At 28.2% G+C, this 24,737-nt stretch carries 24 protein-coding genes; 6 read left to right on the forward strand and 18 right to left on the reverse strand.

Annotated features, from left to right (window positions below):
* Positions 1-23 precede the first annotated feature (23 nt).
* Complete coding sequence (locus KJR01_RS06600) at positions 24-380, forward strand: RidA family protein (RefSeq protein ID WP_214117879.1); 357 nt, start codon at positions 24-26, stop codon at positions 378-380.
* Positions 381-489: 109 nt separating this feature from the next.
* Positions 490-1,479: a GMP reductase gene (locus KJR01_RS06605; RefSeq protein WP_214117880.1), complete on the forward strand. Its 990-nt coding sequence runs from the start codon at positions 490-492 to the stop codon at positions 1,477-1,479.
* A gap of 79 nt (positions 1,480-1,558) precedes the next feature.
* On the opposite strand, the gene KJR01_RS06610 is transcribed toward KJR01_RS06605, so the two are convergent.
* The gene (locus KJR01_RS06610) at positions 1,559-2,425 is read right to left on the reverse strand and encodes a hypothetical protein (RefSeq protein ID WP_214117881.1); all 867 of its coding nucleotides are present in this window, start codon (positions 2,423-2,425) and stop codon (positions 1,559-1,561) included.
* A 204-nt stretch (positions 2,426-2,629) separates the two neighbouring features.
* On the opposite strand from KJR01_RS06610, the gene KJR01_RS06615 reads away from it, so the two are divergent.
* The gene (locus tag KJR01_RS06615; protein ID WP_214117882.1) at positions 2,630-4,273 is read left to right on the forward strand and encodes a methyl-accepting chemotaxis protein; all 1,644 of its coding nucleotides are present in this window, start codon (positions 2,630-2,632) and stop codon (positions 4,271-4,273) included.
* Between the two features lie 42 nt (positions 4,274-4,315).
* On the opposite strand, the gene KJR01_RS06620 is transcribed toward KJR01_RS06615, so the two are convergent.
* From KJR01_RS06620 to KJR01_RS06670, 11 genes are read right to left on the reverse strand one after another with little or no spacing between them, the layout of a single operon-like run.
* Positions 4,316-5,074, reverse strand: a complete 759-nt coding sequence (locus KJR01_RS06620) for a 5'-methylthioadenosine/S-adenosylhomocysteine nucleosidase (protein WP_214117883.1) — start codon at positions 5,072-5,074, stop codon at positions 4,316-4,318.
* Positions 5,071-6,435 carry a uracil-xanthine permease family protein gene (locus KJR01_RS06625; protein ID WP_214117884.1) on the reverse strand — a complete coding sequence of 455 codons (1,365 nt, stop codon included), beginning with the start codon at positions 6,433-6,435 and terminating at the stop codon, positions 5,071-5,073. The genes KJR01_RS06620 and KJR01_RS06625 overlap by 4 nt, the downstream gene beginning before the upstream one ends.
* A gap of 1 nt (position 6,436) precedes the next feature.
* Positions 6,437-7,555 carry a GDSL-type esterase/lipase family protein gene (locus KJR01_RS06630; protein ID WP_214117885.1) on the reverse strand — a complete coding sequence of 373 codons (1,119 nt, stop codon included), beginning with the start codon at positions 7,553-7,555 and terminating at the stop codon, positions 6,437-6,439.
* Positions 7,552-8,472, reverse strand: coding sequence for a DUF459 domain-containing protein (locus KJR01_RS06635; RefSeq protein ID WP_214117886.1), 921 nt, complete (start codon positions 8,470-8,472; stop codon positions 7,552-7,554). The genes KJR01_RS06630 and KJR01_RS06635 overlap by 4 nt, the downstream gene beginning before the upstream one ends.
* A complete protein-coding gene (locus KJR01_RS06640) occupies positions 8,472-9,809 on the reverse strand; it encodes an MBOAT family O-acyltransferase (protein ID WP_214117887.1) in 1,338 nt (445 codons plus the stop codon). Before KJR01_RS06640 ends, KJR01_RS06635 begins: the two co-directional genes overlap by 1 nt.
* A 1-nt stretch (position 9,810) precedes the next feature.
* On the reverse strand, positions 9,811-10,791 hold the full coding sequence (locus KJR01_RS06645; RefSeq protein WP_214117888.1) for a UDP-N-acetylglucosamine--N-acetylmuramyl-(pentapeptide) pyrophosphoryl-undecaprenol N-acetylglucosamine transferase: 981 nt from the start codon (positions 10,789-10,791) through the stop codon (positions 9,811-9,813).
* Positions 10,788-11,969 carry an FtsW/RodA/SpoVE family cell cycle protein gene (locus KJR01_RS06650; RefSeq protein ID WP_214117889.1) on the reverse strand — a complete coding sequence of 394 codons (1,182 nt, stop codon included), beginning with the start codon at positions 11,967-11,969 and terminating at the stop codon, positions 10,788-10,790. The genes KJR01_RS06645 and KJR01_RS06650 overlap by 4 nt, the downstream gene beginning before the upstream one ends.
* A 2-nt stretch (positions 11,970-11,971) precedes the next feature.
* Positions 11,972-12,193 carry a hypothetical protein gene (locus KJR01_RS06655; protein WP_214117890.1) on the reverse strand — a complete coding sequence of 74 codons (222 nt, stop codon included), beginning with the start codon at positions 12,191-12,193 and terminating at the stop codon, positions 11,972-11,974.
* Complete coding sequence (gene lpxD / locus KJR01_RS06660; RefSeq protein ID WP_214117891.1) at positions 12,190-13,125, reverse strand: UDP-3-O-(3-hydroxymyristoyl)glucosamine N-acyltransferase; 936 nt, start codon at positions 13,123-13,125, stop codon at positions 12,190-12,192. The genes KJR01_RS06655 and lpxD overlap by 4 nt, the downstream gene beginning before the upstream one ends.
* A 1-nt stretch (position 13,126) precedes the next feature.
* A complete protein-coding gene (gene ilvN / locus KJR01_RS06665) occupies positions 13,127-13,588 on the reverse strand; it encodes an acetolactate synthase small subunit (RefSeq protein ID WP_214117892.1) in 462 nt (153 codons plus the stop codon).
* Complete coding sequence (locus KJR01_RS06670; RefSeq protein ID WP_214117893.1) at positions 13,585-15,288, reverse strand: acetolactate synthase large subunit; 1,704 nt, start codon at positions 15,286-15,288, stop codon at positions 13,585-13,587. The genes ilvN and KJR01_RS06670 overlap by 4 nt, the downstream gene beginning before the upstream one ends.
* 267 nt (positions 15,289-15,555) lie before the next feature.
* Here KJR01_RS06670 and KJR01_RS06675 point away from each other — a divergent pair, with 267 nt between their 5' ends.
* Together KJR01_RS06675 and KJR01_RS06680 are read left to right on the forward strand one after the other, a co-directional pair.
* Positions 15,556-17,127 (forward strand): methyl-accepting chemotaxis protein, encoded by a 1,572-nt coding sequence (locus tag KJR01_RS06675; RefSeq protein WP_502756451.1) that lies wholly within the window; start codon positions 15,556-15,558, stop codon positions 17,125-17,127.
* Entirely contained in the window at positions 17,124-17,900 is a 777-nt protein-coding gene (locus KJR01_RS06680) for a tetratricopeptide repeat protein (RefSeq protein WP_214117895.1), read from the forward strand. The genes KJR01_RS06675 and KJR01_RS06680 overlap by 4 nt, the downstream gene beginning before the upstream one ends.
* Positions 17,901-17,921: 21 nt before the next feature.
* Here KJR01_RS06680 and KJR01_RS06685 read toward each other — a convergent pair whose 3' ends face one another.
* The 6 genes from KJR01_RS06685 to KJR01_RS06710 form a co-directional block, all read right to left on the reverse strand.
* On the reverse strand, positions 17,922-19,241 hold the full coding sequence (locus tag KJR01_RS06685) for a DnaB-like helicase C-terminal domain-containing protein (protein WP_214117896.1): 1,320 nt from the start codon (positions 19,239-19,241) through the stop codon (positions 17,922-17,924).
* Between the two features lie 81 nt (positions 19,242-19,322).
* The gene (ispG, locus tag KJR01_RS06690; protein WP_214117897.1) at positions 19,323-20,402 is read right to left on the reverse strand and encodes a flavodoxin-dependent (E)-4-hydroxy-3-methylbut-2-enyl-diphosphate synthase; all 1,080 of its coding nucleotides are present in this window, start codon (positions 20,400-20,402) and stop codon (positions 19,323-19,325) included.
* 1 nt (position 20,403) lies between these two features.
* On the reverse strand, positions 20,404-21,123 hold the full coding sequence (locus KJR01_RS06695; protein ID WP_214117898.1) for a transporter substrate-binding domain-containing protein: 720 nt from the start codon (positions 21,121-21,123) through the stop codon (positions 20,404-20,406).
* Positions 21,124-21,132: 9 nt separating this feature from the next.
* Positions 21,133-21,837, reverse strand: coding sequence for a transporter substrate-binding domain-containing protein (locus KJR01_RS06700; protein ID WP_214117899.1), 705 nt, complete (start codon positions 21,835-21,837; stop codon positions 21,133-21,135).
* An 8-nt stretch (positions 21,838-21,845) separates the two neighbouring features.
* A complete protein-coding gene (locus tag KJR01_RS06705) occupies positions 21,846-22,580 on the reverse strand; it encodes an amino acid ABC transporter ATP-binding protein (protein WP_214117900.1) in 735 nt (244 codons plus the stop codon).
* A complete protein-coding gene (locus KJR01_RS06710; protein ID WP_250325159.1) occupies positions 22,573-23,289 on the reverse strand; it encodes an amino acid ABC transporter permease in 717 nt (238 codons plus the stop codon). The genes KJR01_RS06705 and KJR01_RS06710 overlap by 8 nt, the downstream gene beginning before the upstream one ends.
* A 381-nt stretch (positions 23,290-23,670) precedes the next feature.
* On the opposite strand from KJR01_RS06710, the gene KJR01_RS06715 reads away from it, so the two are divergent.
* The coding region (locus KJR01_RS06715; RefSeq protein ID WP_214117901.1) for a cache domain-containing protein at positions 23,671-24,737 on the forward strand (1,067 nt) is incomplete at its 3' end.

Consider the following 24,737-nt stretch of genomic DNA (forward strand, 5'->3'; position numbering starts at 1 on the left):
AATTTTTCAAAAAAGGAGAAAAAATGAATTATCCAAAGGCTATTGGACCTTATAGTGTGTGTGGTAAATCAGATGATTTAGTATTTGTTAGTGGTCAGCTACCAATTGACCCTAGTACAGGAGAGTTTGTAAAAGGCGATATTAAAGAGCTTACAAGACAAAGTTTAAGAAATATAAAAGCTATCTTAAACGAGCAAGGTTTAGATATGAATAATGTTATAAAAACAATGGTTTTATTAGCTGATATAAATGATTTTGCAGCTGTTAATGAAGCTTATGCTGAGTTTTTTAAAGAGCCTTTCCCTGCTAGAAGTGCATTTGCAGTAGCAGCATTACCAAAAGCATCAAGAATAGAAATAGAAGCGATAGCTAAAAAATAATTCCGGTGAAAATCCGGATTTAAATTCCGTAAAGTATTTTTACTTTTAAAATCAAGTTTTTATTAATTGTTTATAAGATAAAATCAGTTCTTTAATTTAAGGAGATGAGATGTTAAATAATTTATTAGTATTTGATTATGAAGACGTGCAATTAATCCCTGCAAAATGTATAATCAATTCAAGAAGCGAATGCGATACTAGCGTAAGGCTTGGTAATAGAACTTTTAAACTACCTGTAGTTCCTGCAAATATGCAAACAATCATTGATGAAGAATTAGCGATTTCATTTGCTAGAAGTGATTATTTTTACATTATGCATAGATTTGAGCCTGAAAAAAGATTAGACTTTGTAAAAAAAATGCAAGAATTAGGGCTTTTTGCGTCAATTTCTGTTGGCATTACTCAAAAAGAATACGAATTTATTGATGAATTAAAAGCAAATGAGCTATATCCTGAATATATTACAATTGATATTGCTCACGGACATAGTGACAATGTAATTAAGATGATTAAATACATTAAAAGCACATTAAAAACTAGCTTTGTAATAGCAGGAAATGTCGGAACTCCTGAAGCTGTTAGGGATTTAGAAAATGCTGGAGCTGATGCAACTAAGGTTGGTATTGGACCTGGTAAGGTATGTATTACTAAGCTTAAAACCGGTTTTGGAACTGGTGGTTGGCAGCTTGCAGCACTTCGCTGGTGTGCTAAAAGTGCTAAAAAGCCAATAATTGCAGATGGTGGTATTAGAAATCACGGAGATATAGCAAAATCAATTCGTTTTGGAGCTACTTTTGTAATGATAGGCTCATTATTTAGCGGACACGAGCAAAGTCCTGGAAAAACCATAGAAATTGATGGTAAAAAAATGAAAGAATATTATGGCTCAGCAAGTGAATTTCAAAAAGGTGAGCGTAAAAATGTAGAAGGTAAAAAAATGTATGTTCCATTTAGGGGAAATATTTTTGATACCTTAAATGAAATGAGAGAAGATTTGCAAAGCTCAATTTCTTATGCAGGTGGAAAAGAACTTCGTGATATTAGAAAAGTTGATTATGTAGTGGTTAAAAACTCAATCTTTAACGGAGATACTATCTAATTAATAAATTTTCCTAATTTAGCTATAAATTAGGAAAATACATATTCTATTAAATAATTTTTTTAATTTAAATTCCAAGCTAGTAATTATATTTCTTACAATAAAGAGCAATAATCACATAAATACAAGCTATAAAATATAAAAACAAAAAGCTAAAAACAGCTATTGCATTAACAATATCATAAAATAATCCAATCCTATCAAGGGTAATAAAACTAATATAATAAGAAAGAATTGAAATAACAAAAACAAATCTAAAAAATCTCTTATTTAGCTTAGAAAAATCATTAAAAATATAAAAAATCTCACAATATAAAAACGGAGTAAAAACTACGAATAAATGTGAAGCTAGTATGAAAATAGCAAAACCATATTTCTTCTCAATCAATGTTATCAAAATTAGCAAGATTGCAAAAAAATTAAAAAATATGAAAAATCTAGGCTTGATTTTAGTATCAAAATTAAGCATAAATGCATTTGCAAATGAGCTTGAAGCTTGTATTTCACTTATATTTTTATCTTTAAAGCACGATAAAATTAGCATAAAAATTATGTTTAAAACAAAAGTTAAAATAAAGAATAAAATAAAACTACAAATATTAAAAATAATAAATCCAAAAATCACAAAAAACCTTAAATATTTATTAGTAATAACCGCATTTAATCTCTGAATATTAGTTATTGTTAAAAATAAATTAATCACAAAGGATAAATATAAATACAAACAAGAATAAACATCACTAGCAAGATTAAAAAACGGGTCATTATTAAATGTAAAAATAGTGTATTTAGCTAAGATAAAACGGACAAAAACCCCAGTGCATTTTAAAACGAAAAAAGACAAAAGACACAAAATTACGATATTTATACTTGATAAAATATGAGTTGTTGAACTGATTTTTGATTTTAAATCCATATTAAGTGCTGTTATAATACTAGCTTTCATATTAATTCCTAATTTAAATTCTTTTAATTTTAAAATATAAAAATCATCACAAGATTGAATTTCAACTAAAATTCCTAGTTTGTATGCTTAAATTAAACTTAATTAATTCATATATTAAATTATCATTATAATTTTTCTAATTTTTATTTTGCTAATTAATAATTTTTATTATAATAAAATAAATTTAATTTAAAAGGAAATAAAATGTTAGGGAAAAATCTTTCTTTAAAAGCCCAATTATTCATTGGTTTTGCTAGTATTCTTGCATTTATTTTAATCATATTTTTTAGCGGATATATTAAAATTAATAGCGTAAATAATGATTTAAACGAAATTAGCGATGTAAATGCTGTAAAACAAAGGTATGCAGTTGATTTTAGAGGTAGTGTGCATGATAGAGCAATAGCTATTAGAGATGTTGTTTTATTAAGTGATAAAAACGAGATAAATAATGCTATATCTTTAATTGATAAATTAGAAAACAATTACAATGTAGCAGCTAATAATATGGCAAAAATATTTGCAAATGCTAATTTGGTAGATGATAAAGATAGATTGATTTTAGAAAAAATTAAAGGCGTAGAAGCAAAAACTCTTCCTTTAATAAAAGAAATAATTCAATATAAAAACAATAATGATACAAATAAAGCTCACGAAATATTATTATCTCAAGCAAGAGATAGTTTTGTTACTTGGCTAAATGTTATTAATGAATTTATTGATTATCAAGAAGCAAAAAATCAAGCATTAACAAAACAAGCAAGAGGAACAATTAGCAGCTTTTTAAGTAGTAGTATAGCAATTAGCATAGTTGCATTTTTAGTAGCGATTTTCTTAGCACTTTATATAACAAGATTAATTATTAGTTCACTTGGTGGAGAAGTAAAAGACGCAGTTAAAGCAGTAATTAGCATATCACACGGGAATTTAGATACTAAAATTGATACTAAGTATAAAGATAGTATGCTATATGCTTTAAAAGAAATGGAAAATAAATTAAAAGATATTGTAGGAGAAGTAATTCATTCTTCAAAAGAATTAGAAAATAGTGCAAAAGAAGTAACAAATGCTTCAAATAATGCTAGCAAATTATCAAACGAACAACAAAACAAATCAAGAGAATCTTTAGAAAATATAAACAATGCTAGAATAGCTATGCAAGATGTATTAAATATAGCAAATCAAACGAAAGAAAATTCTCAAAAAACGGTTGAATTATCAAATAATGGAATTAATTCTATGAGAACTACAATTAAAGAAATAGAAAAAATCACAGAAACCGTGCATTATTCTTCAGAGCAAATCAAAATGCTAGATAAACACTCAACCGAAATTAGCAATAGTGCAGAATTGATTAAAGAAATCACAGAGCAAACAAATCTTCTTGCATTAAATGCTGCAATTGAAGCAGCTCGTGCAGGAGAGCATGGGCGTGGATTTGCAGTTGTAGCTGATGAGATTAGAAAATTAGCAGAAAAAACTGACACAGCAACAAATGAAATATCAAATATGATTTCAATAATACAAAGCGAAACTCAAGCAACGGTTGATGCTATTCAAACAGCAGTTCCACAAGTAGAAAGCGGAATGAGACTAGCTAATGAAGCTAATTTGATTTTAGAGCAAATCAGCCATCAAGCAAATGATTCATTATTAAAAGCTAATGAAGTAAGTAATGCTGCTAACGCACAAGTAGAAAAACTTCAAAGCCTAAATAACGATATGATAAGTATCACAAAAAGCTCTGAAAATACCAATAAATCTATGCAAGAAAACACACACGCAGCAAATAGCTTAAAAGAAATTGCAAATACCTTAACACAACATATAAAATATTTTAAAATATAAAAAGATTTTTATCCTAGTTTTTGCTAGGATAAAAATTAAATATCAAAACTTATCAATAATCTTTATTAATAATTCTTGTAATTTAGTAGCAATACTAGGAGTATAATCAATATCTTCAATCAAATTATCAGATACAATTCTAATAGCTAAAAACGGCACATTAAAAGCTTTAGCAACTTGAGCAGCAGCTACACTTTCCATCTCTTCAACACTTGCATTATAGGTTTTATTCCAAAGATGAAGCATTAAGATTTCTTTATTAAACGCATCAGCACTAGCTATATTTACCTTTAAAACCCCTTTAGGAGCTAGGCTTATAAATTTATTTACTAAAGTTTCATCACTTGTAAAATACTCATTTTTTAAATCTTCATTATTTGTATCTAACAAAGTTAGTGGAGCTATCATTGGCTCTTTTGCTAAAGGATTGATAGTGTATAAACTCTTAGGAGTTTTATAAGAATTTGCATTATAAATTCTATCTCCTACAACTATATCTCCTAATTTAAGACCTTCTACAATAGCACCTGCTGTGCCTTGATTTATAATAATATCAGGCTTAAAATAAGTTATGCCTAAAGTTGTAGCTGCTGAAGCATTTACAAGACCTATTAAAGTCCTTGATACTACAATATCTCTTCCTTTAATTTTGCCTTCATAAAATATATAACTACCGATTTTAACTACCTTTTTATCACTCATAGCATTTACTAAAGTATCAATCTCAATAGGCATTGCACCTTGAATTAAAATCCTAGCAAAAATAAAGCTAGGAATTAATAATATTAGTAGTTTTCTCATTTATTATCCTTAGGTAATAAAATCTCAAGCAATATAGCACTAAATCCTGCAGTTGCAACTGCTGAGCCAAATAGATTTTTAAACACATCAGGTAAATGCTCTAAAATAAGTGGTTGAGTGCTTACTCCTAAACCTAGAGCAAGTGAAATTGAAAGTATCATAACAGAACGCTTATTTAATTCTTCTCTTGAAATTATTTTAATTCCAGTTGCAGCAATTGTTCCAAACATTACTAAAATAGCACCACCAATTACAGGTTCAGGTATTCTTAAAGCAAACTCCGCAACAATAGGAAAAATCCCGCAAATCATAAGCATAATACAAACAATATATCCAACATAACGACTTGCAACCCCGCTTAGTGCAATTACTGCGTTGTTTTGACCAAAACAAGAATTTGGAAAGGTATTAAAAAATGCTGATACTAAAGAGTTAAACCCATTAGCAAATACCCCACCCCTTAATCTTCTTTCGTATATTTCGCCTTTCATTGGCTGATGACTTAGCTCACTTGTAGCACTAATATCGCCAATGGTTTCTAGTGAAGTAACTAAAAATATTATCGCAAATGGCAAAATTAGGCTAGTTTCTATGCTAAGACCATAAAATAATGGTTCAGGAACTATAAATAAATTAGCCGAATGCACATTACTTAAATCAAATCTACCTAAAAATGTAGCAAGTATTAAACCAATAATAATTGAGAAAAATAAAGCTCCAACCCTAAAAATAGGCTTTTTAAAAGAGTTAAATACTACAATTGATAATAATACTACTCCACTTAAAGCTAAGTTTTCTAAACTTGCAAATTGTAAATTCGCAGGAATATCCTTGCTCATACTAGCAAATCCACCGCCTGCACTAATAAGTCCTGCACTAATTAAAGTAAGACCTATTATCATTACAACAATGCCACAAACTAGATTTGAAATAATTCTTTTTACATATTTTAAACTGATTGATACTAGCATTTCAGTGATACTACATAACATAAGAGTTCCAAAAATTGCTGCTAAAATCTCTGCATCACTTAGGTTTTGATTTCTTAGCACCAAACCACCTGTAATGATTGCTGAAACGAAATTAAAGCTTGTTCCTTGAACACTTAATAAACCTGAACCAATTTGAAATTTTCCAACCTTTAAAGTCATCATTTGAATAAATCCAGCTACCCCACTAGCAAATAATGACATAGAAATAATCCTAGTAGCATTTTCAGGGCTAAGTCCTAATTCTTTTCCTATTAATAATGAAGGAGTTATTACTGCTACAAACATAGCTAATAAATGAACAAGTGCAGCTAAAACAGCACGCACAAACGGAGGCCTATCTTCTAATTTATATATTAATTCATCTTTCATTTTATTCCTTTGTAATCTTTAAAAACTCTAATAACCTAAATGCTACATACTCATAGCCCGACTTAGTAAGATGTGTATTTTTTAATGATTTTTTATCATTTATCCAAGCAATTTTTCCCCCTTCTTTTTGCATTAAATTATCTATATCAAAAATATAAACACCACTTGTCTTTGCCACTTGTTTGATTAAAGTTTTTACTAAAGCATTATTCTCTCCTTTAACATAGTTTTTATTCACAAATAATGTTGGTTCTGGCGGGATTAATAATATTATTTTTGATTTTTTTGTTTTGAAAAGTTCTATAATATTTAAATAGTTATTAATGAAATTCTCTTGATTAATCTTATTTGACACACTCTCATTTGTGCCAAAAGAAAAAATTATTAAATCATAATCTAATTTCTTAGCAACACTTTTAGCTAAGTTATAATCTATTCTTGAATAATTAAAAATACTAGCTCCATTAATACCTAAATTATCAATATAACTAGAATTATTAGTAATAAAACCACCGATTTTATTTGCCGTTGTAGAAAAATTAATCTGATTTGTATTTTTTTGATAATTTTTTATATTCCAAATTCCTGATTTAAATTCTAAATACTCAACATTATTAGCCTTGAATTTAAGATTTATATTAATTTCACATTTTGCATTGCAATTTGCATTAATTCCGCCAAAACTTAAATTAGTTTTTGTATTTATCAAATACTCTACATTAAATCCTAAATTATTATAATCTGCTAAATACTGATTGTGCCATTTAGGTAAAATCGCAGGAACAAATCCTAAAGAGTGAATATTTAAAGCCTTTCTAAAATATTCGGGAATATAATCACTTGCTAAATGAGAATCTCCTATAAATGCTATTTTTTTATAAGGAATTAAAAGATTGCTTTTAGGTTTTACTTGGATTTCTTTTGGTTTATCAGACTGAAAATTAACTAAATTTGTTTTAACTTTTGCTTCTTTGCTTACAAGAATTTCATTTTGGCTTTTTTGAGATATTTTAGGGGATTTATAAATCTTATCTGTTTTTATCTCTTTTATAAATAAACTATCCACATAACTACAAGATGAAAAAAATATAACTATACTAAGATAAATAATAATTCTCATTGTATTTCAACTGTTTTAAAAAAATCTTGTGAAATCAACTCATACCCAAGTGGAGTAAAGTGTATGCCATCATTTGACCTAATCCTTTTGCTTTTGCCATCTATCTTGATATAAAAATCAAAATGCTCGGTTAATACAGAATCTAATTTTATGAATTGATAATTATTTTTTTTAGCCAATTCATAAAATACTTCATTTAATATTTTTATTTTTTCATTTTGCTCATCGTTTTTAACTACAGGTAATTCATACCAAAAAATATTAGCGTTATAATCTCTTGTAATTTTTACAAGTTCATCAATTCTTTTTGTATAAAAACTCTTCCATTCACTATCGCCAAATTTTAATACCTTGTTGTTTTCATTAGCATTCCATAAATCATTTACACCTACTAAAATTACTACATTTTTAATTGCACTTTCTTGTAAAGAAGATTTTAAAACCTTTGCATAATCATAGTATTTTTTTCTAAGTAATCCTGTGCTTTGCTTTGCTAAATTCTCACATTTAATATTTTGTTTTTTTAAAGAATTGCATATACTTAGCCCAACACCTTGCATTAAACTATCGCCTAATAAAATTACTCCATTATCTTTACTTAAAACTAATTTTTGATTATTGTGAATTTCTTGCTTAGCAATTAGCTTAATCATATATAAAGTATCAAGATAGCATTTATGAAATACCTTTATTTTATTATTATTTTCATTGCTTATTTGTGGTTTTATTTCTTTTACCTTTGTAAAAAACACATTGTATTCTAGATATTCTTTAAATTCATTGCTTTTTTTAAAAAATACAAAATCTAAATCTATATTTTTATGATAATTTACTTCATAATATTCTTTTAAAGAGTCGTTAAATAAGCTAATAAAAATAATGCTTGAACTAATAATTATTAAAATAAATTCTCTCATTAAAACCCTGCATATATAAAGTTAGGAATTCCACTTGGCATATAAATAAACACAATTAATAAAACTAGATTAATTACAATAATTTTTATAAAAATATTTAAATGTCTTAAAATATTTACAACCAATGCTAAGTGGTTTTTAGAATAAAAATTAATTATAAATAAAACAAATACTACTAAAAATATATAAATTTCTCTTTTATCAATGAAATTAAATTTCAAGAAAAATGAAAAATATTCTCTAACCTCATCAAAACTCACAAAATAAAAAAAGCTCCAAACAATACTAACATAAGTAAAAGTTATAAATGAAGCTACAAATTTATTAAACCTATAAGAAAATAAAGAAATAAAAATCAGCCCTAAAGCGTGAGCTAAACCCCATAAAGCAAAATTATACGAATTTCCGTGCCAAATACCCGAAATAACAAAGGCAATAATAATATTTAAACTTGTTCTATTTACCCTATTTCCACCAAGTGGAATATAAATATAATCACGAATAAAACTTGATAAACTAATATGCCATCTTTTCCAAAAATCTTGAATGTTTCTAGCTTTAAATGGATTATTAAAATTCTTAGGCAATTTAAAGCCAATCATTAAAGCAAATGCAGAAACTAAATTAATATAAGCACTAAAATCTAAATATAATTTGATTGAATACAAGTAAAAACAATTTAATAAACCTAAAAAACTTAAATTATTTAAATCATTTAAAAATGCGTAAAAATACTTATCCACAATAGGTAAAATCAAAAATACTTTTACTAAAGCAAACAATAAATTAGCTAGTATTAAATCCTTGTGTTTAAAGCGTTTTAAAGTATTAAATTGCTTAATAAAATCAACATATCTAAATATAGGACCACTAACAAAAGTAGCAAAAAAACTAAGATAAGTAAAAAGCGTTAAATAACCAACTGGCTCTTGTTTTTCTTTATAAACCCAAACAATATAAGTAATTGCATTAAAAGTATAAAAACTAAGCCCTAAAGGAAAAATTATATCAGCAATCATAATATCAAAATAGCTTAGAACATAATCAACACTATCTTTAATACTTGAATAATATTTGAATATACATAGATTTAACACTATAAAAAATATAGCAGTATAAAAGATATTTTTAGAATTTCTAACATAAACGCTCAAAGCAAAAAAATGAATAAAAAAGCTAAAAACAAACACTACTAATAAGCAATAAGGATTAAATAAATATAGTATTAGTATATTAAACCCTAACAATAAAGCATTTTGCTTATTTTTGCCTAGTAAATTAAATACAATGAAAAATATAAATATTAATATTAAAAACTCAACAGAAAAAAAGCTCAAATCAATATTCCTTTAAAACATTTGCTAAGAATTTAGCACCATTTACATTTTCATATTCATATAAATTATTAGCGTATTCTAAGGCATTTGTTTTAAGCAAATTCAATACAAATTCTTTATTTAAATTCTTTTCTTCACAAATAAATGCTAGTTTGTTTTCTACTAAATGCAAGGCATTAAAATATTGATGATTTTTATAAGCATATTTATACGGCACAAAAAGTGTTGGCAAAGCTATATTTATTAGCTCAAAACTAGCACTAGCACCTGCTCTACTAATAGCAAAATCAGCTTCTTGCATATATTTATCAATCTCTTTTGAAAAACCTATTAGTGTTGGTTTAATTTCGTATTTCTCATACGCTTTTTCGTATTTATCATACTCTTTAGCACCACATTGATGAATTAATTTAATATTTAATTTTAATAATTCAGGATAAAGCTCTAATGCAAAATCATTCAAAAATCTAGCTCCTTGAGAGCCACCTATTATTAAAATCGTTTTAATTTCGGTTCTTTTTCTTTTATTGAGTGCAAATTTTTCTTGCACAGGGTAAGGGCAAAACTCTTTTTCATAAGCTGAAAAAAACCTTTTAGCAAATGGTTTTGTAAGGCGATTTGCAAGACCAATTTTTGAGTTTTGTTCGTGAATTATTAGTGCTTTAAAACTAATAATTGCAGCTATACTAGCAGGCACACTTGAATATCCACCAACGCTTAAAACACAAGTAATTTTATGCTTTTTAAATATTTTAAGGCATTCAAATACTAAAGCTATTAAAGAAAATAAAACTTTAATCTTGCCTAAAATTCCTTGATTTACAAAACCACTACTTTTTAAAAAATAGCAATTGCTACCTTCAAACCATAAACTATCTTGTCCTTTAGTGCTACCTATATAAACAAACTCATCTAATTCTTTTGACACAGCTTTAGCTACTGCTAAATGCCCGCCTGTTCCACCACCAGTAATTGCTATCATTCTTTATTTTCCAAATTAATATTTTCTCCTGTATTTTTAAAAATACTTAATAATATTCCAATAGCTATAGAATTAGCCAACATAGAGCTACCCCCATAGCTTAAAAATGGCACTGCAATTCCTTTTAAAGGAATTAAAGAAATAATTCCACCAATATTCATTAAAAAAGTAGCCATAATACAAACACCATAGCCTATACAAAACAAATAATTTTGCTTATTTTTCATATAAGTTGATAATTTTAATACCGAAGCTATTAAAAAACCAAATAATAAAGAAACAAACAAAAATCCTAAAAATCCTATTTCTTCGGCAATGCCTGATAGGATAAAGTCAGTATGAACCTCACTTAAAAATCCTAATTTAAAAACCCCTAATCCAAATCCTTGCCCTAATAAATCTCCATTTGTAATAGCATTTAAACTATGTGATATTTGATAAGGCTCACTTGAATGGGCTATTTTAAGACTTTCTTGAATGCTTTCAGGGAAAATTGGTAAAACAAAATCTTGAATACTACCCCACCACTCAAGCCCTCTTTCAAGTCTTCTAGGATTATAAGCTATTAATGAAATTCCAGCAGCAATTGCAGCTAAAAATAAATATAAAATATTTCTAAATCTAACCCCAGCAGCTAATGCCATAATAAACAATGTAACAGCAGTTACAACACATTGTCCTAAGTCATTTTGAGTAATATAAGCATAGCCAAAAATAAAACAATATATAGCTATAGTTGGAGCTAATAATCGCAAATCTTGTAAAAATTTTCTTTTATTTTCATCAATCTTTCTTGAATATGTAAAAGCCAAAAAAGCTATAAAAGAAATTTTTACAAATTCTAATGGTGCAATGGAAAAACCAAAAAGCCTAATCCATCTTCTAGCTCCTTTAGTTTCAACAACTAACGAAGCAGGTAAAAATGGTAAGACAAAACAAGCTAAAACACTGCAACCTAAAATAACATATAAAATTCTATAACAAGCCTTTTCGCTAATTAATTGAAAGGTAAAAATAATAAGCACTCCAACAATTGCAAAAAGGGTTTGAGAAAATAAAAAACCATAAGGAGATTTTTGTCCCCCATAGTTAAAAAAACCCATAGAAAAAACAAAAACTATGCTAAACATCATAAGTATTAGCACTATTTCAAAAATTCTTAAATGGGTTTTAATCAATTTTATTGCCTTTTGCCACTAATTGATTGTAAAGCTATTATTAATTCATCTAAATTTTCATAAGGAATATGAACTTTCCATTCTGGAATATTTTCTTTTAAACACACAGCTATGCTTAAAACATCATTGCTACCATCTCCATAAGGGTTTTTAATATTAGCTAATGATATTTTGCCACTTTGAGTGCCTTTGAGTAAAATTGAACTAATTAGTTCAGCTTTCATTTATTAATCCTTTTTAATTTTGCTTGCATTTTTAGCCACTCACTTTGCTCCATTATAGGAAATCCACCATAAACCTTACCACCAGCTAAATCTTTACTAACTCCGCCTCTAGCAGCAATAATAGCACCATCGCCAATTTTTAAATGCCCACTCGTTGCACTCTGACCGCCCATTACGACAGCATTTCCAAGCTCACTTGAACCCGCAAGTCCTGTTTGAGATACTACTAAGCAACCTTGACCTAAAACACAATTATGTCCTATTTGAACTAAATTATCAATTTTAGTGCCTGTTTTTATAAGTGTTTTTGAAAACACTGCTCTATCAATACAAACGCACGAACCAATCTCAACAAAATCTTGTAATTCTACATAACCATTATGATAGATTTTAAAATGTCCTTTGCTATTACTTGCATAGCCAAAACCATCGCTTCCAATAACACTTCCAGCGTGAATTATACAATGATTTCCTATTACACTATCATTGTAAATTGTAACATTTGGGTATATTATTACATTATCTTTAATACAAACTCCATCGCCAATATAAGCACCTGCTAAAATAGTGCAATTACTTCCTATGCTAACATCTTTACCTATATAAACATTTGGCATTATTGTTGTATTTTCGCCTATGATTGCGTCTTTACCAACTCTAATTAAATCCTTAGAAAATACCTTACTAAACAATGCAAAAATATATTTTGGGTCTTCGCAAATAACTGCTTTTACATTTGTTGGTAAAAGATTTGCTAATTTTTCACTAATTAATACTGCACCTGCTTTAGTAGTTTTTAAAGCATCACATTCTTTTATACAAAAACTAAGCTCATTTTCATTTGCATCTTCTAAGGAATTTAGATTTGAAATTTGCATTTCAAATTCTATTTTAATTCCTACATTTTCACATAATTCTTTTAAACTTTTCATATTAATTTTCCATCAAAACAACGCCGCTTCTAGCACAATCTTTAGGATTGTATTTTTTAATCGTCTTTAAAAAATTATCCACTCTATCGCTAGTATCATTTACGCAAATTGTCATATATTCATCATTTGAGTGAGCTATTGTTCCATTATAGCCTTTTAATAAACTATCAAGACCAGCTAGATTTTGGTCTATATTGATTTTTACCAAAACACATTCACGCTCAACAAATTCGCAATCTTCAAAAACTTTATAAGTAGAAATTAATTTATGAAGTTGTTTAGTAATTTGCTCAAAAACAGCTTCATCTCCACTTGTAATTATATTAATTCTTGAAAACTCTGTCCCTGCAATAGGAGCAACAGTTAAGCTATCTATATTATAACCACGACCAGAAAATAACCCTACTACTCTACTTAAAACCCCGTGTTGGTTTTCTACAATAACGCTTAACGCCCTTCTCATTTGCTATCCTTTGTGATTAATTTTTGTGGTAATATCATATTATAAATTGCAGCACCTGCTGGAACCATTGGTAAAACATCTTCAAATCTTGAAATAACAACATCAATCACGCAAGTTCTAGGGCTTTTTAAACATTCATGATATGCTTTAATAAATTCATCTTTGCTCTTTACTCTAAAGCTATCACAGCCAAAACTTCTTGCTAACATTTCATAATCAGGTTGCACATCTTCAAGATTAGTTTCTGAATATCTTTCATTATAAAATCTAGTTTGCCATTGGCGAACCATTCCTAAATAAGCATTATTTAAAATAATATTAATTACTTTTTTACGCTCTGCAGTTAGCGTCATTAATTCTTGAATATTCATCAAAAACGAACCATCACCAGCAAAATTAAGAACTACTTCATTATTTTTTGCAAATGCAACTCCTAAAGCAGCAGGAATTGAATATCCCATAGTTCCTAAACCACAACTTGTACTAAGTCTTCTTGGCTCACTAAATTTAAAAAATTGTGCTACCCACATTTGGTGTTGCCCTACATCGGTAATAATATTTGCATTAGGAGTAATTTTCGCACATTCATTAATTACCCATTGTGGTTTTAAGATTTCATCGCTATCTTCATAACTAAATGATGGGTATAAACTCTCGTGTCTATCTAAAACACTATGCCAAGTTGATAAATCAAATTCAAATTCTTTTACCTCATCTAAAAGATCGCTAATAACACTACCAACATCTCCGACTATAGGAAAATCAGCTTTAATGATTTTAGAAATTGAAGTTGGGTCAATATCAATATGAGCAATTTTTGCTAATTTTGCAAACTCGCTAGTTTTACCTGTAATTCTATCATCAAATCTAGCACCTAATGAAATTAATAAATCACATTCGCTCATAGCCATATTAGCTCTATAGCTTCCGTGCATTCCTGCCATTCTTAGATTATACGGATTATCGTGTTCTAATACTCCTAAACCCATTAAAGTGCAAACCGCAGGAACTTTAGTTTTTTCCACAAATTTACGGATAGCCTCGCTAGAATTTGAGCTAATACAACCACCACCTATATATAAAAGTGGTTTTTTAGCTTCCATTAAAGCACTTGCTAGGCGTTTAATTTGTCTTGGATTGCCTTTATAAGTTGGCTTATATGTTTTCATATTTACTTCACTAGGATATTTAAATTCGCCTTTAATAGCTGTAATATCCTTTGGAATATCAATATGAACAGGCCCTGGACGACCACTTCTTGCTATAAAAAAAGCTTCTTTTAAAACTCTTGGTAATTCTTCAATAGTTTTTACTAAATAAGAATGCTTTACACAAGGCCTACTCATTCCAACTGCATCAATTTCTTGGAACGCATCAGTTCCTATTAGTGAATTTGCAACTTGAGCTGAAATTAAAACCATAGGAATACTATCAGCATAAGCTGTAGCAATCCCTGTTAAAGTATTTGTAAATCCTGGACCACTTGTAACAATAGCAACTCCAACTTTACCACTAGCCCTTGCATAACCATCTGCTGCGTGAGCTGCACCTTGTTCGTGACGAACTAAAACATGTTTAAAATCATTTTGTTTATACAATTCATCATAGATATTTAAAGCCGCTCCACCAGGATAACCAAAAACTACTTCAACACCTTCTAGCTTTAAAGCTTCACAAATCATCTTTGCACCTGTAATCATACTGCCTCCATTAGGTTTTTTCTTAGGATTTAATCAAATTTTGCTTATTTAATAATTAATACAAATTAAAAAGAATGAAAAATGTAAAAAAAATAAAATTTAATTAATAAAAATTTATCTAATATATTTATTATTTACAAAAAATTAAAAGGATTTAGAATGAAAATTTCACTTAAGATTAGTATATTGGTATTTTGTTCATTATTGCTATTAGTAGTATCACTTAGCTTTAATTCTAGTTTAATGTTTGATAAGTTAGAAAACAAAATGCTAACTGAAATTGAAAACGAAAGCATATATCTTAGAAAAGAACAAGTAAAAACTTTAGTAGAAAGTATGGTTCAATATACAAAAACAACATATAAAGATTTAGAAAATCAAAACAAATTAAAAGAATTTAATGACATATTAAAAAACAAATTAGATGAAGTAAGATACGATAACAATACTAAAGGATTTTTAGTATTTCAAGAAGATGGTTTAGTTGTGTATCACACACTAAAAGATTGGATTGGAACTAATAAAATTAATTCAGTTGATACCAATAATAAAGCTTTCATACAAGATATAATCAATGCTGGAAAAAATGGTGGTGGCTTTAGCGAATATGAGTTTAAATATAAAGATAAAACTACTAAGAAATTCTTAGCATATTCATTACAAGATAAAGCTAGTGGCTTGATATTTAGCACTGCAGTTGATTTAGATAGTGTTTATACATTTTTAGATAAAAACGCAAAAGAATTAGGCGAAGAACAATTTAAAGAATTAATAAAATTTATAATTATTAGTGCAATTATTTTCATAGTTTTAATGCTTATTGCATATATTTTCGCAACTTTATTTATATCAAAACCTTTAAAAATATTAGAGATTAAAGCAAGAGATTTAAGCAGTGGAGATGGGGATTTAACTAATAAATTAGAAGTAAAAGGAAATGATGAAATAGCTCACGCTTCAAGTGCTATTAATGAATTTTTAGAAAAAATAAGAATTTTAATCAAACAAGCTAAAAATATTTCTAACGAAAATGCTTCAATAGCAAGTGAATTAGGCAATACTAGTCTTCAAACAGGAAAACGCGCTGAAGAAGGCAGTGAAATAGTAAATCAAATAGCTAAAAAAGGACAAAATACCAAAGAAAGCTTAGAAATAGGAGTTCAAAAGGCTAAAGAAGCTACTATAAAATTAGATGAAGCTTTAAATATGATGGAAACTTCAAATAAAGAAATTAATATATTAAGTAATAAAATTATAAATAGTGCAAGTATTGAAAGCGAACTTGCTATGAAAATAGAAAAGCTTAGCACAGATGCTGATAATGTAAAATCAGTATTAGAAATCATTAACGAAATTGCAGACCAAACAAATCTTCTTGCATTAAATGCTGCTATTGAAGCTGCACGTGCAGGAGAGCAAGGTCGTGGATTTGCCGTAGTAGCTGATGAAGTAAGAAGCCTAGCTGAAAGAACACAAAGAAGTCTTAGCGAGGTAAATGCTACTATAAGCATTATAGTTCAAGGTATAAAAGACGCAAGTGAGCAAATGAGTATTAACTCAAACCAAATGCAAGATTTAAGTAATATTGCAAATTCTACTAAAGATAATATGAGTATTATGAAAAATAGCGTAGCAGAAGCTATTAGCTCAAGTGAAAAAACCGTGAATGATTATATAAATACAAGTAAAGATATGGAAGAAATTCTAAATAATTTAAACAATATGAATACAATAACGAACGAAAACGCAAGAAGCGTTGAAGAAATAGCTGGTGCAGCAAATCACCTTAGTGAAATGACTGAAGAGCTAAATAAAAAATTACAAGAGTTTAGAACATGAAAAAGATATTATTTTTAATTAGTATGAGTTTAGTATCAATGGCTGATTATTTAAGTGATTGTGAAAATAGCAAAATCCCTGCTGCTTGTTATAATCAAGGTGTAGTTGAATATAATCAAGATAATTTAGGTCTTGCAATAAGACATTTTACCCTAGCTTGTGATGGCGATATTTATAATGCTTGCTACAATTTAGGGGTAATTTATAGTAAAAATAACGAAAAAGATAAAGCAAGTAAATATTATGAAAAATCTTGCGATAATGGAAATTATGAAGCTTGCTTTTATGCAGGAATTAATACTCAAGATTTTAATAAATCAAAAGAATATTTAGCAAGAGCTTGTGAAAATAGCTATAAAGACGCTTGCTATAATTTAGGAATACTATTTAAGAAAAATCAAGAATTTGATAATGCAAAAATATATCTAAAAAAAGCTTGTGATGATAATTTAATCCCAGCTTGTTATGGCTTAGGCAATTTATATGCTAATGAAAAAAATAATAACTTAGCTATTAAATATCTATCAATTGCTTGTTCTGCTAAAGATTATAATGCTTGTTATAATTTAGGTAATGTATATTATGAATTAAAAGATTATGATAAAGTAGCTAGTTTGTGGAATCAATCTTGCGATAATAAAGACGCATACGCATGTAATAATTTAGGCGTTATGTATCATAAAAAAGATAAAAATATGGCTAAATTGTATTATAAAAAATCTTGTGATTTAGGAAACAATATAGCTTGTGAAAATCTAAAAATACTTGAATAATTTAGGAATTTATTTCCTAAATTAAAATTCTTCAGTCTCGCTTGGTTCGTTGTCTTTTCTAAACTCAAGTTGTAAAAATTTCGCTTTAGAAGCTTTAAAATCAAAATGAATTTCTTTTAATTCCCCACTTCTATTCTTAGCAATATCAAGTATAGCGTGGCGTTCTGCTAAAATAGTCGGATCATCATCAGCTTTATTAATAAATAATATCAAATCAGCATCTTGTTCTATACTACCACTCTCACGAATGTCTGAGAGCATAAGTTTTTTATTCATCCTAGAATCCACCGAACGATTAACTTGAGAAAGAGCTAAAATAGGGATTTTTAATTCTAATGCAAGTAATTTTAACCCCCTACTAATCTCGCTTACTTGAATATGTCTATCAGCCCTTGTATTTAGTGAGTTCATAAGCTGAATATAGTCTAATACACATAAACCTATATTGTTATGCTCTTCTTTTAATCTTCTTAAAGATGAGCGAAGAAATTCTATATTTAAATTACCCTTATCATAAATATATAAAGTCTTTTCACTAAGCATATTCGCACTCATTTGCATATTATTTATCTCATCTTCTGTTAATCTATCTCCTGTTAAGATATTTTGCAAACCTATTCCTGTATCTTGTGCTATTAATTTAGCCATTATCTTATAAGCTTCTGTTTCAAGACTATAAAACACTACTCCAACATCTTTTTTAAGTGCGTTTAGCAAAATATTTAAAGCAAATGTAGTCTTACCCATACCAGGACGAGCTGCAAGAATTATTAATTCCCCTGCTTTAAAGCCCTTTGTATAATGATTTAATAAAGAAAAACCTGTATCAACTCCGATTACATCTTTATCAATTATCTTGCTAACTCTATTTAATTCTTCATAAAACTCATTAACAGCAGTTCTTGAACTCTTTAAAGTATTATCACTAACGCCTGATACTAAAGAATAAATCTTAGCATTTAAATTATGCGTATAATCAATACTATCTTGCACACTGCTTAGCTCTTGTGTGCTTGTATTCATTAAAGAATTAAGCTGGTCTTTTACACTTAAATTCCTTAACATTTTTGAATATTCATCAACTTCTATGAAAGAATTTTGCTGCTCAAGTGCAGTCCAAAAACTATCCTTTGCACTTGCAAAAGAAATTTTAACTAATTTTAAATCCACACTCTCTCTAAGTCTTCTTTTATTTAATATAAACTCAAATATATCAGCGTGTAATCTATATGAAAAATCACTTGGCTTAATAATACTTGCGGCTATATCTATATTTTCATTATTTTCTATACAAGCTAATAAAATACTTTGCTCTAATTCAATATCAAAATACTTACTCATAATTCTTCCTTAATTCTTATTTTAATCTCTCGTAAAAATTAAAGAAATTAAAATAAGAATTTGAAATAGGAATTTCAAATTCTATTCTTCGTGAAGTTTTGCTTCGTCTAATACTTCATCTAAAAATCTATCTACTAAAGTATCATATTTGCATTTTGCAACCACTTCGCCGTGTCTTATTACTAAGCCTTCATTTTTGCCAAATGCAATTGCTACATCAGCTCCTTTAGCTTCTCCTAAAGCATTTACAACACAACCCATTACGCTTATATTTAATGGTGCTTTAATGTGTTTTGTCTTTTCTTCAACCACTTTAATAGCACTTAACAAATCGCTTTGAATTCTTCCACAGGTTGGACAAGAGATTATATTTATACCGCTTTTTTGCACTCCGCTATCTTGCAAAATCGCTTTAGCGACCCTTATTTCTTCGCTAAGCTCTCCTGTCATAGAAACACGAATAGTATCGCCTATGCCATTTAATAATAACTGACCTATAGCAATTGAGCTTTTTATCGTGCTATGAAACTTAGTTCCTGCTTCAGTTACTCCTAAATGAAACGGATAATCACACAATTCTCTTAATCTCGTATAACTTTCTATTGTGCTTTGTGCGTCTGAAGTTTTAATGCTTATTTTAATATCCCTAAAATCAAAATCTTCAAGTAATTTAATATTATAAACAGCACTCTCAAGCAAGGCTTTTACACTTCTGCCGTATTTGTTTTCAAATTGTTTTTCAATACTTCCGTGATTTACACCAATTCTTATAGGAATATTTCTTTGCTTACAAGCATTTACTACTTCTTTTATATTTTCTTTGCCACCGATATTTCCTGGATTTATTCTAATCCCATCTATAAATTCAGCACAATATAAAGCTAATTTGTGATTAAAATGAATATCTACAATTAGCGGCAGTGGACTTTGCTTTTTAAGTTCTGCTAAAGCCCTTGCATCTTTTATATCCAAACATGCAACTCTTACTATATCAGCACCTGCTAATTTTAACTCAATTAATTGCTCTAAACATCCATTAATATCTTGAGTTTTTGTAAATAGCATTGATTGAACGCTAATTGGAGCATCACCACCGATTTTAACCCCGCCTACACTAATTTGCCTAGTTTTAAATCTAGGCTTAAAAAAATCACTTCTCATATTAATTTATATTGTATTTTTTAAGTAAAGCTTCATATTCGCTAGTTTTTATAAATTCTTCTAAAGCTTTATTTAATTTTTCTCTTAGCTCTACATTTTCATTTTTACTAAACGCTATAGAAAATCCTTCTGTGCCATCATCTTCATTATAAAATTCAGCTAAATTAGGATATTTTGCTAAATATTCTCTTGCTACAAGTGCATCAAATGCTAAAGCGTCTAATTTTTTATCATTTAAAGCCATTACTAAAACAACAGGATTTTCATTAGGTTGCACTAATGCACCTACTTGTTTTACTGCTGCTTCTTGAACCGTGCCTAATTGCACTCCTACTTTTTTACCTTTTATATCATCTTTAGTTGCGATACTACTATCTTTATGCTTTAGATAAATTGTCTTAGCTTTATAATAAACATTGCTAAAATCACAAGCTTTTTTTCTTTGTTCGCTTGAACTCATAGCACTCATAATAGCATCAATCTTACCTGCTTTAAGTGCTGCAATAAGTCCATCAAAACTCATAGCTTTAAACTCATATTTTATACCAGCAATTTTTGCTAAATTATCAAATAATTCAGCATCAAAACCACTAATCTTATCATCAACTAACATATCAAATGGAGGATAATCAGGAGAAATCCCAACTTTATAAACCTTGTCATTTGCATATAAACAAGCACTAAAAATCAGTGCAAACACTACTAATAAAAACTTTTTCATAACTACTCCTTATAGCCCGTATTTTTTGATAAGCTCATCATACTTACCACTTGCTTTTACTTCTTCAAGGGCTTTATTAATTATATCAATTAAGTCTTTATTTTTATCCTTTGCAAATGCAAATGCAAAACCTAAAGCCCCGTCATTTTCTTCATAAAAACTCTCAATTTCAGGATTTTTTGCCATAAATTTCTTAGCCACAAAAGAATCAAAAACAACCGCATCTATTTGCTTATTCACAAGGCTCATAACAACCACTGCTGAATCTTCGTGTAAAATCACATTAGCACCTAGCTTTCTTGCAGTATTTTCTTGAATTGTGCCAAGTTTAACTCCTGTTTTAACACCTTTTAAATCTTCTTTTGTAGTGAAAGTATCTCCCTTTCTTTTAAGATACATAGTTTTTCCAAAAAAATAAGGATTAGAAAAATCACAATTCTTCATTCTTCTTTCGCTAATACTCATTCCTGAAGCTATCATATTGATTTTACCAGCTACTAAAGATGGAATAAGCCCATCAAAACTCATATTAACAAATTCAATCTTAAGATTAGCAACCTTTGAAATCTCATTTACTAAATCAACATCAAAACCACTCAATTTACCATCAACCATCATATCAAATGGAGCGTAATTTGCCGAAATACCAACCTTAACAACTTCATTTGCATAAGCAAATAAAGTTATAAATAAAGCTAAAAAAATCTTTCTCATATCTAATCCTAATGATTTAAAACTTTGTTTAAAAACTCATTTAATCTAGCATTTGTGCTAGAGTTAAATACAACTTGTGGTGTATCATCTACTGCTATTTTGCCACTTTCCATAAAAAATACTCTATTAGCTACATTTTTTGCAAAACCCATTTCGTGAGTTACTAATATCATAATAGGAGCATTATCTCCACTTGCTATTTCTTTAATAAGTCCTAAAACTTCTCCTACCATTTCAGGGTCAAGCGCACTAGTTGGCTCATCAAATAATATAACTTCAGGCTCCATCATAAGGCTTCTTGCTATTGCTATTCTTTGTTTTTGACCGCCGCTTAATTTGTGTGGAAAGAACTCTTCTTTATCAGCTAAACCAACTTTAGCTAAAAGATTTCTAGCTTTTTTAATAGCTTCATCTTTGCTTAAAATATTTAAACTAACAGGGGCTAAAATCAAATTATCCAATACATTTTTATTTGCAAATAGATTAAAATGTTGAAATACCATTGATACTTTTTGTCTGTGCTTATTAATATCAATTTTTTCATCTAAGATATTTTCATTATTGATTAAAATCTCTCCACTACTTGCAACTTCAAGTTTATTTAAACATCTTAAAAATGTGCTTTTTCCACCGCCACTAGGTCCAATAATAGCAATAATATCGCCTTTATTAATCTCTACACTAATATCTTTTAATACTTCTAAATTCCCGTAATTTTTGCATAAATTAGATATCTTAATCATTTCTTTTTAGCCTCATTTCTAATAATCTTACAAAACAAGTAAATACTTTAACACTAGCATAATACACAACACCTGCGAAAATATAAGGCTTAGGGTCGTATAAAAGTGATTGAAAAATCTTGCTTTGAAAAGTCAAATCAACAACGCTTATAAACGCAACTACTGAAGTTTCTTTAAACAACGATATAAACTCATTTGCTAAAGCAGGAATGATATTTTTAACAGCTTGTGGAAAAACTATCATTTTCATAGCTTGAAAATGCGATAAACCCATAGACCTTGCTGCTTCCATTTGACCTTTATCAACGCTTTCAATCCCACTTCTAATAATCTCTGCAACATAAGCACTAGAATTAAGTCCTAAAGCAATAACGGCTACAAAAAATACATTTTCAACTTGAGCAAAAACCACAAATGCAAATATCATTAAAAGTAGCATTAATGGCATACCCCTAATTAAATCTAAATATTCATTGATTAACATTGTTAAAAATCTATTCCTAAGCACCAATAAAAACGCTAATAAAAATCCACCAGTAAGACCAATAATCAAACCAAGTGAAGTAAGTCCTAAAGTAGTGCCATAACTTTTAAGATAAGCTAAATGCTCTGCTTCGCTAAGTTCTTTAAATGGATAACAATAATAAGTAGTAATAATCACTATTGCAAGTGGAAAAATTACTTTAAAAATATTTTCTAAATTCTTCAATTTTTTTCCTTTAAACAAAATAATAAAAAGTGTAAAAACACAACTAAAAAACGATTATAAATTAATGAGTATTATGTAGATGACGAAGATGATGACGGATAGTAAGATATTTGTTGTGCTTGATTAAATCTATAATTTTCATCTTTTCGTCCTTTAAAAAAAATAAGTTTGATTATCTCTTTTTTAGCTTAATGATTTATTAAATTTATTAATTTTTAAGCTTAAAAACTTTTTTGTATTTTTTAAGATACTTAATAATTGGAATTTAAATTTATATAAAGAATTTTTATTACCTAATAATATATTTTGTAATTTTATTTTTATTTAAGGTTGGGGGGGGTAAAATTGGTATTCGATTTCAATTAAAAAAAGGATTACCAAATGAAACTTTCTTTCAAAATTTCATTAACAACTGCAAGTTTATTTGTAGTTTTACTTTTAGCTTTATCTTATATGCAAAGCAATAAGACAGAAGATATAATCATAAATAATTACGATTCTTCAATAGCAGGAGAATTGCAATTAAGAAATGCTTATGTTGATGAATATATCAAAACCCGTATTGAGCAAATTGAAAAAATTGCAAAAACTTTTGAAGATGCTGATGATTTAAGCCCAGAATTTATCAAACAAATCATTAGTAGTGATAATAGGGTTTTAGATTTTCAAGGATTATTTATAGGCTTAGCAAATGGAAATGTTTATAAGGCTGAACCTGATTTAACTTTTAGATTAATCCCTAATTTTGATGGTAGAACTAGAGCTTGGTATAAAGAAGCAGTAGCTTTAAAAAAGGCTAGTAATTCATCAATTTATCAAGATGTCTCAAGCAAAAAATCAGCCACAACTATTTTTGCACCTGTGTTTAAAAATGATAAAATCGTAGCTGTAATTGGTGGAAATATACTAATAAATGATTTTAGCGATACCATTACAAAAATTAAATCTCATAATGATATTAGCACTTTAATTCTTGATAAAAATAATGAGATAATAGCTAGTGAAAACGCAAACGAATTAGGCAAACCTGAATGGCTTGATAGTCTAAATCAAAAATTATCTACGCTAAAAACTAATAAGAATTTAAATCATATTGTTTTTACAAAGGATAATAAAAATTACTTAGCTTATTGTATTATTAATGATATAAGTGGATTTAGTATTTGCACCATTATTTTAGAAGATGTAATAAATAATAGTGTAAATGATGCTAGAAATGCTACTTTAATAAGCTTTTTAATATTTTTAATAATAGTAATAGGATTTTTAAGTTTAATTATTAATTTTTATTTAAAACCTTTATCAAAAATCACACAAGGACTTAACGAATTCTTCTCTTTCCTAAACCACGAAAAAGAAGACGCTCACGAAATCATCTTACATTCTAAAGACGAATTTGGCTCTATGGCAAAAGCAATCAATGATAATATAGAAAAAACTAAATTATC

The sequence above is a fragment of the Campylobacter sp. 2018MI10 genome (genome assembly GCF_018501175.1).
Taxonomy (GTDB): Bacteria; Campylobacterota; Campylobacteria; order Campylobacterales; family Campylobacteraceae; genus Campylobacter_E.

Excerpts from the sequence above, each read along its gene's own strand:
- KJR01_RS06600 (WP_214117879.1), top strand. The coding sequence starts at position 24 with ATGAATTATCCAAAGGCTATTGGACCTTATAGTGTGTGTGGTAAATCA.
- KJR01_RS06605 (WP_214117880.1), top strand. The coding sequence starts at position 490 with ATGTTAAATAATTTATTAGTATTTGATTATGAAGACGTGCAATTAATC.
- KJR01_RS06610 (WP_214117881.1), bottom strand. The coding sequence starts at position 2,425 with ATGAAAGCTAGTATTATAACAGCACTTAATATGGATTTAAAATCAAAA.
- KJR01_RS06615 (WP_214117882.1), top strand. The coding sequence starts at position 2,630 with ATGTTAGGGAAAAATCTTTCTTTAAAAGCCCAATTATTCATTGGTTTT.
- KJR01_RS06620 (WP_214117883.1), bottom strand. The coding sequence starts at position 5,074 with ATGAGAAAACTACTAATATTATTAATTCCTAGCTTTATTTTTGCTAGG.
- KJR01_RS06625 (WP_214117884.1), bottom strand. The coding sequence starts at position 6,435 with ATGAAAGATGAATTAATATATAAATTAGAAGATAGGCCTCCGTTTGTG.
- KJR01_RS06630 (WP_214117885.1), bottom strand. The coding sequence starts at position 7,555 with ATGAGAATTATTATTTATCTTAGTATAGTTATATTTTTTTCATCTTGT.
- KJR01_RS06635 (WP_214117886.1), bottom strand. The coding sequence starts at position 8,472 with ATGAGAGAATTTATTTTAATAATTATTAGTTCAAGCATTATTTTTATT.
- KJR01_RS06645 (WP_214117888.1), bottom strand. The coding sequence starts at position 10,791 with ATGATAGCAATTACTGGTGGTGGAACAGGCGGGCATTTAGCAGTAGCT.
- KJR01_RS06655 (WP_214117890.1), bottom strand. The coding sequence starts at position 12,193 with ATGAAAGCTGAACTAATTAGTTCAATTTTACTCAAAGGCACTCAAAGT.
- lpxD (WP_214117891.1), bottom strand. The coding sequence starts at position 13,125 with ATGAAAAGTTTAAAAGAATTATGTGAAAATGTAGGAATTAAAATAGAA.
- ilvN (WP_214117892.1), bottom strand. The coding sequence starts at position 13,588 with ATGAGAAGGGCGTTAAGCGTTATTGTAGAAAACCAACACGGGGTTTTA.
- KJR01_RS06670 (WP_214117893.1), bottom strand. The coding sequence starts at position 15,288 with ATGATTACAGGTGCAAAGATGATTTGTGAAGCTTTAAAGCTAGAAGGT.
- KJR01_RS06675 (WP_502756451.1), top strand. The coding sequence starts at position 15,556 with ATGCTAACTGAAATTGAAAACGAAAGCATATATCTTAGAAAAGAACAA.
- KJR01_RS06680 (WP_214117895.1), top strand. The coding sequence starts at position 17,124 with ATGAAAAAGATATTATTTTTAATTAGTATGAGTTTAGTATCAATGGCT.
- KJR01_RS06685 (WP_214117896.1), bottom strand. The coding sequence starts at position 19,241 with ATGAGTAAGTATTTTGATATTGAATTAGAGCAAAGTATTTTATTAGCT.
- ispG (WP_214117897.1), bottom strand. The coding sequence starts at position 20,402 with ATGAGAAGTGATTTTTTTAAGCCTAGATTTAAAACTAGGCAAATTAGT.
- KJR01_RS06695 (WP_214117898.1), bottom strand. The coding sequence starts at position 21,123 with ATGAAAAAGTTTTTATTAGTAGTGTTTGCACTGATTTTTAGTGCTTGT.
- KJR01_RS06700 (WP_214117899.1), bottom strand. The coding sequence starts at position 21,837 with ATGAGAAAGATTTTTTTAGCTTTATTTATAACTTTATTTGCTTATGCA.
- KJR01_RS06705 (WP_214117900.1), bottom strand. The coding sequence starts at position 22,580 with ATGATTAAGATATCTAATTTATGCAAAAATTACGGGAATTTAGAAGTA.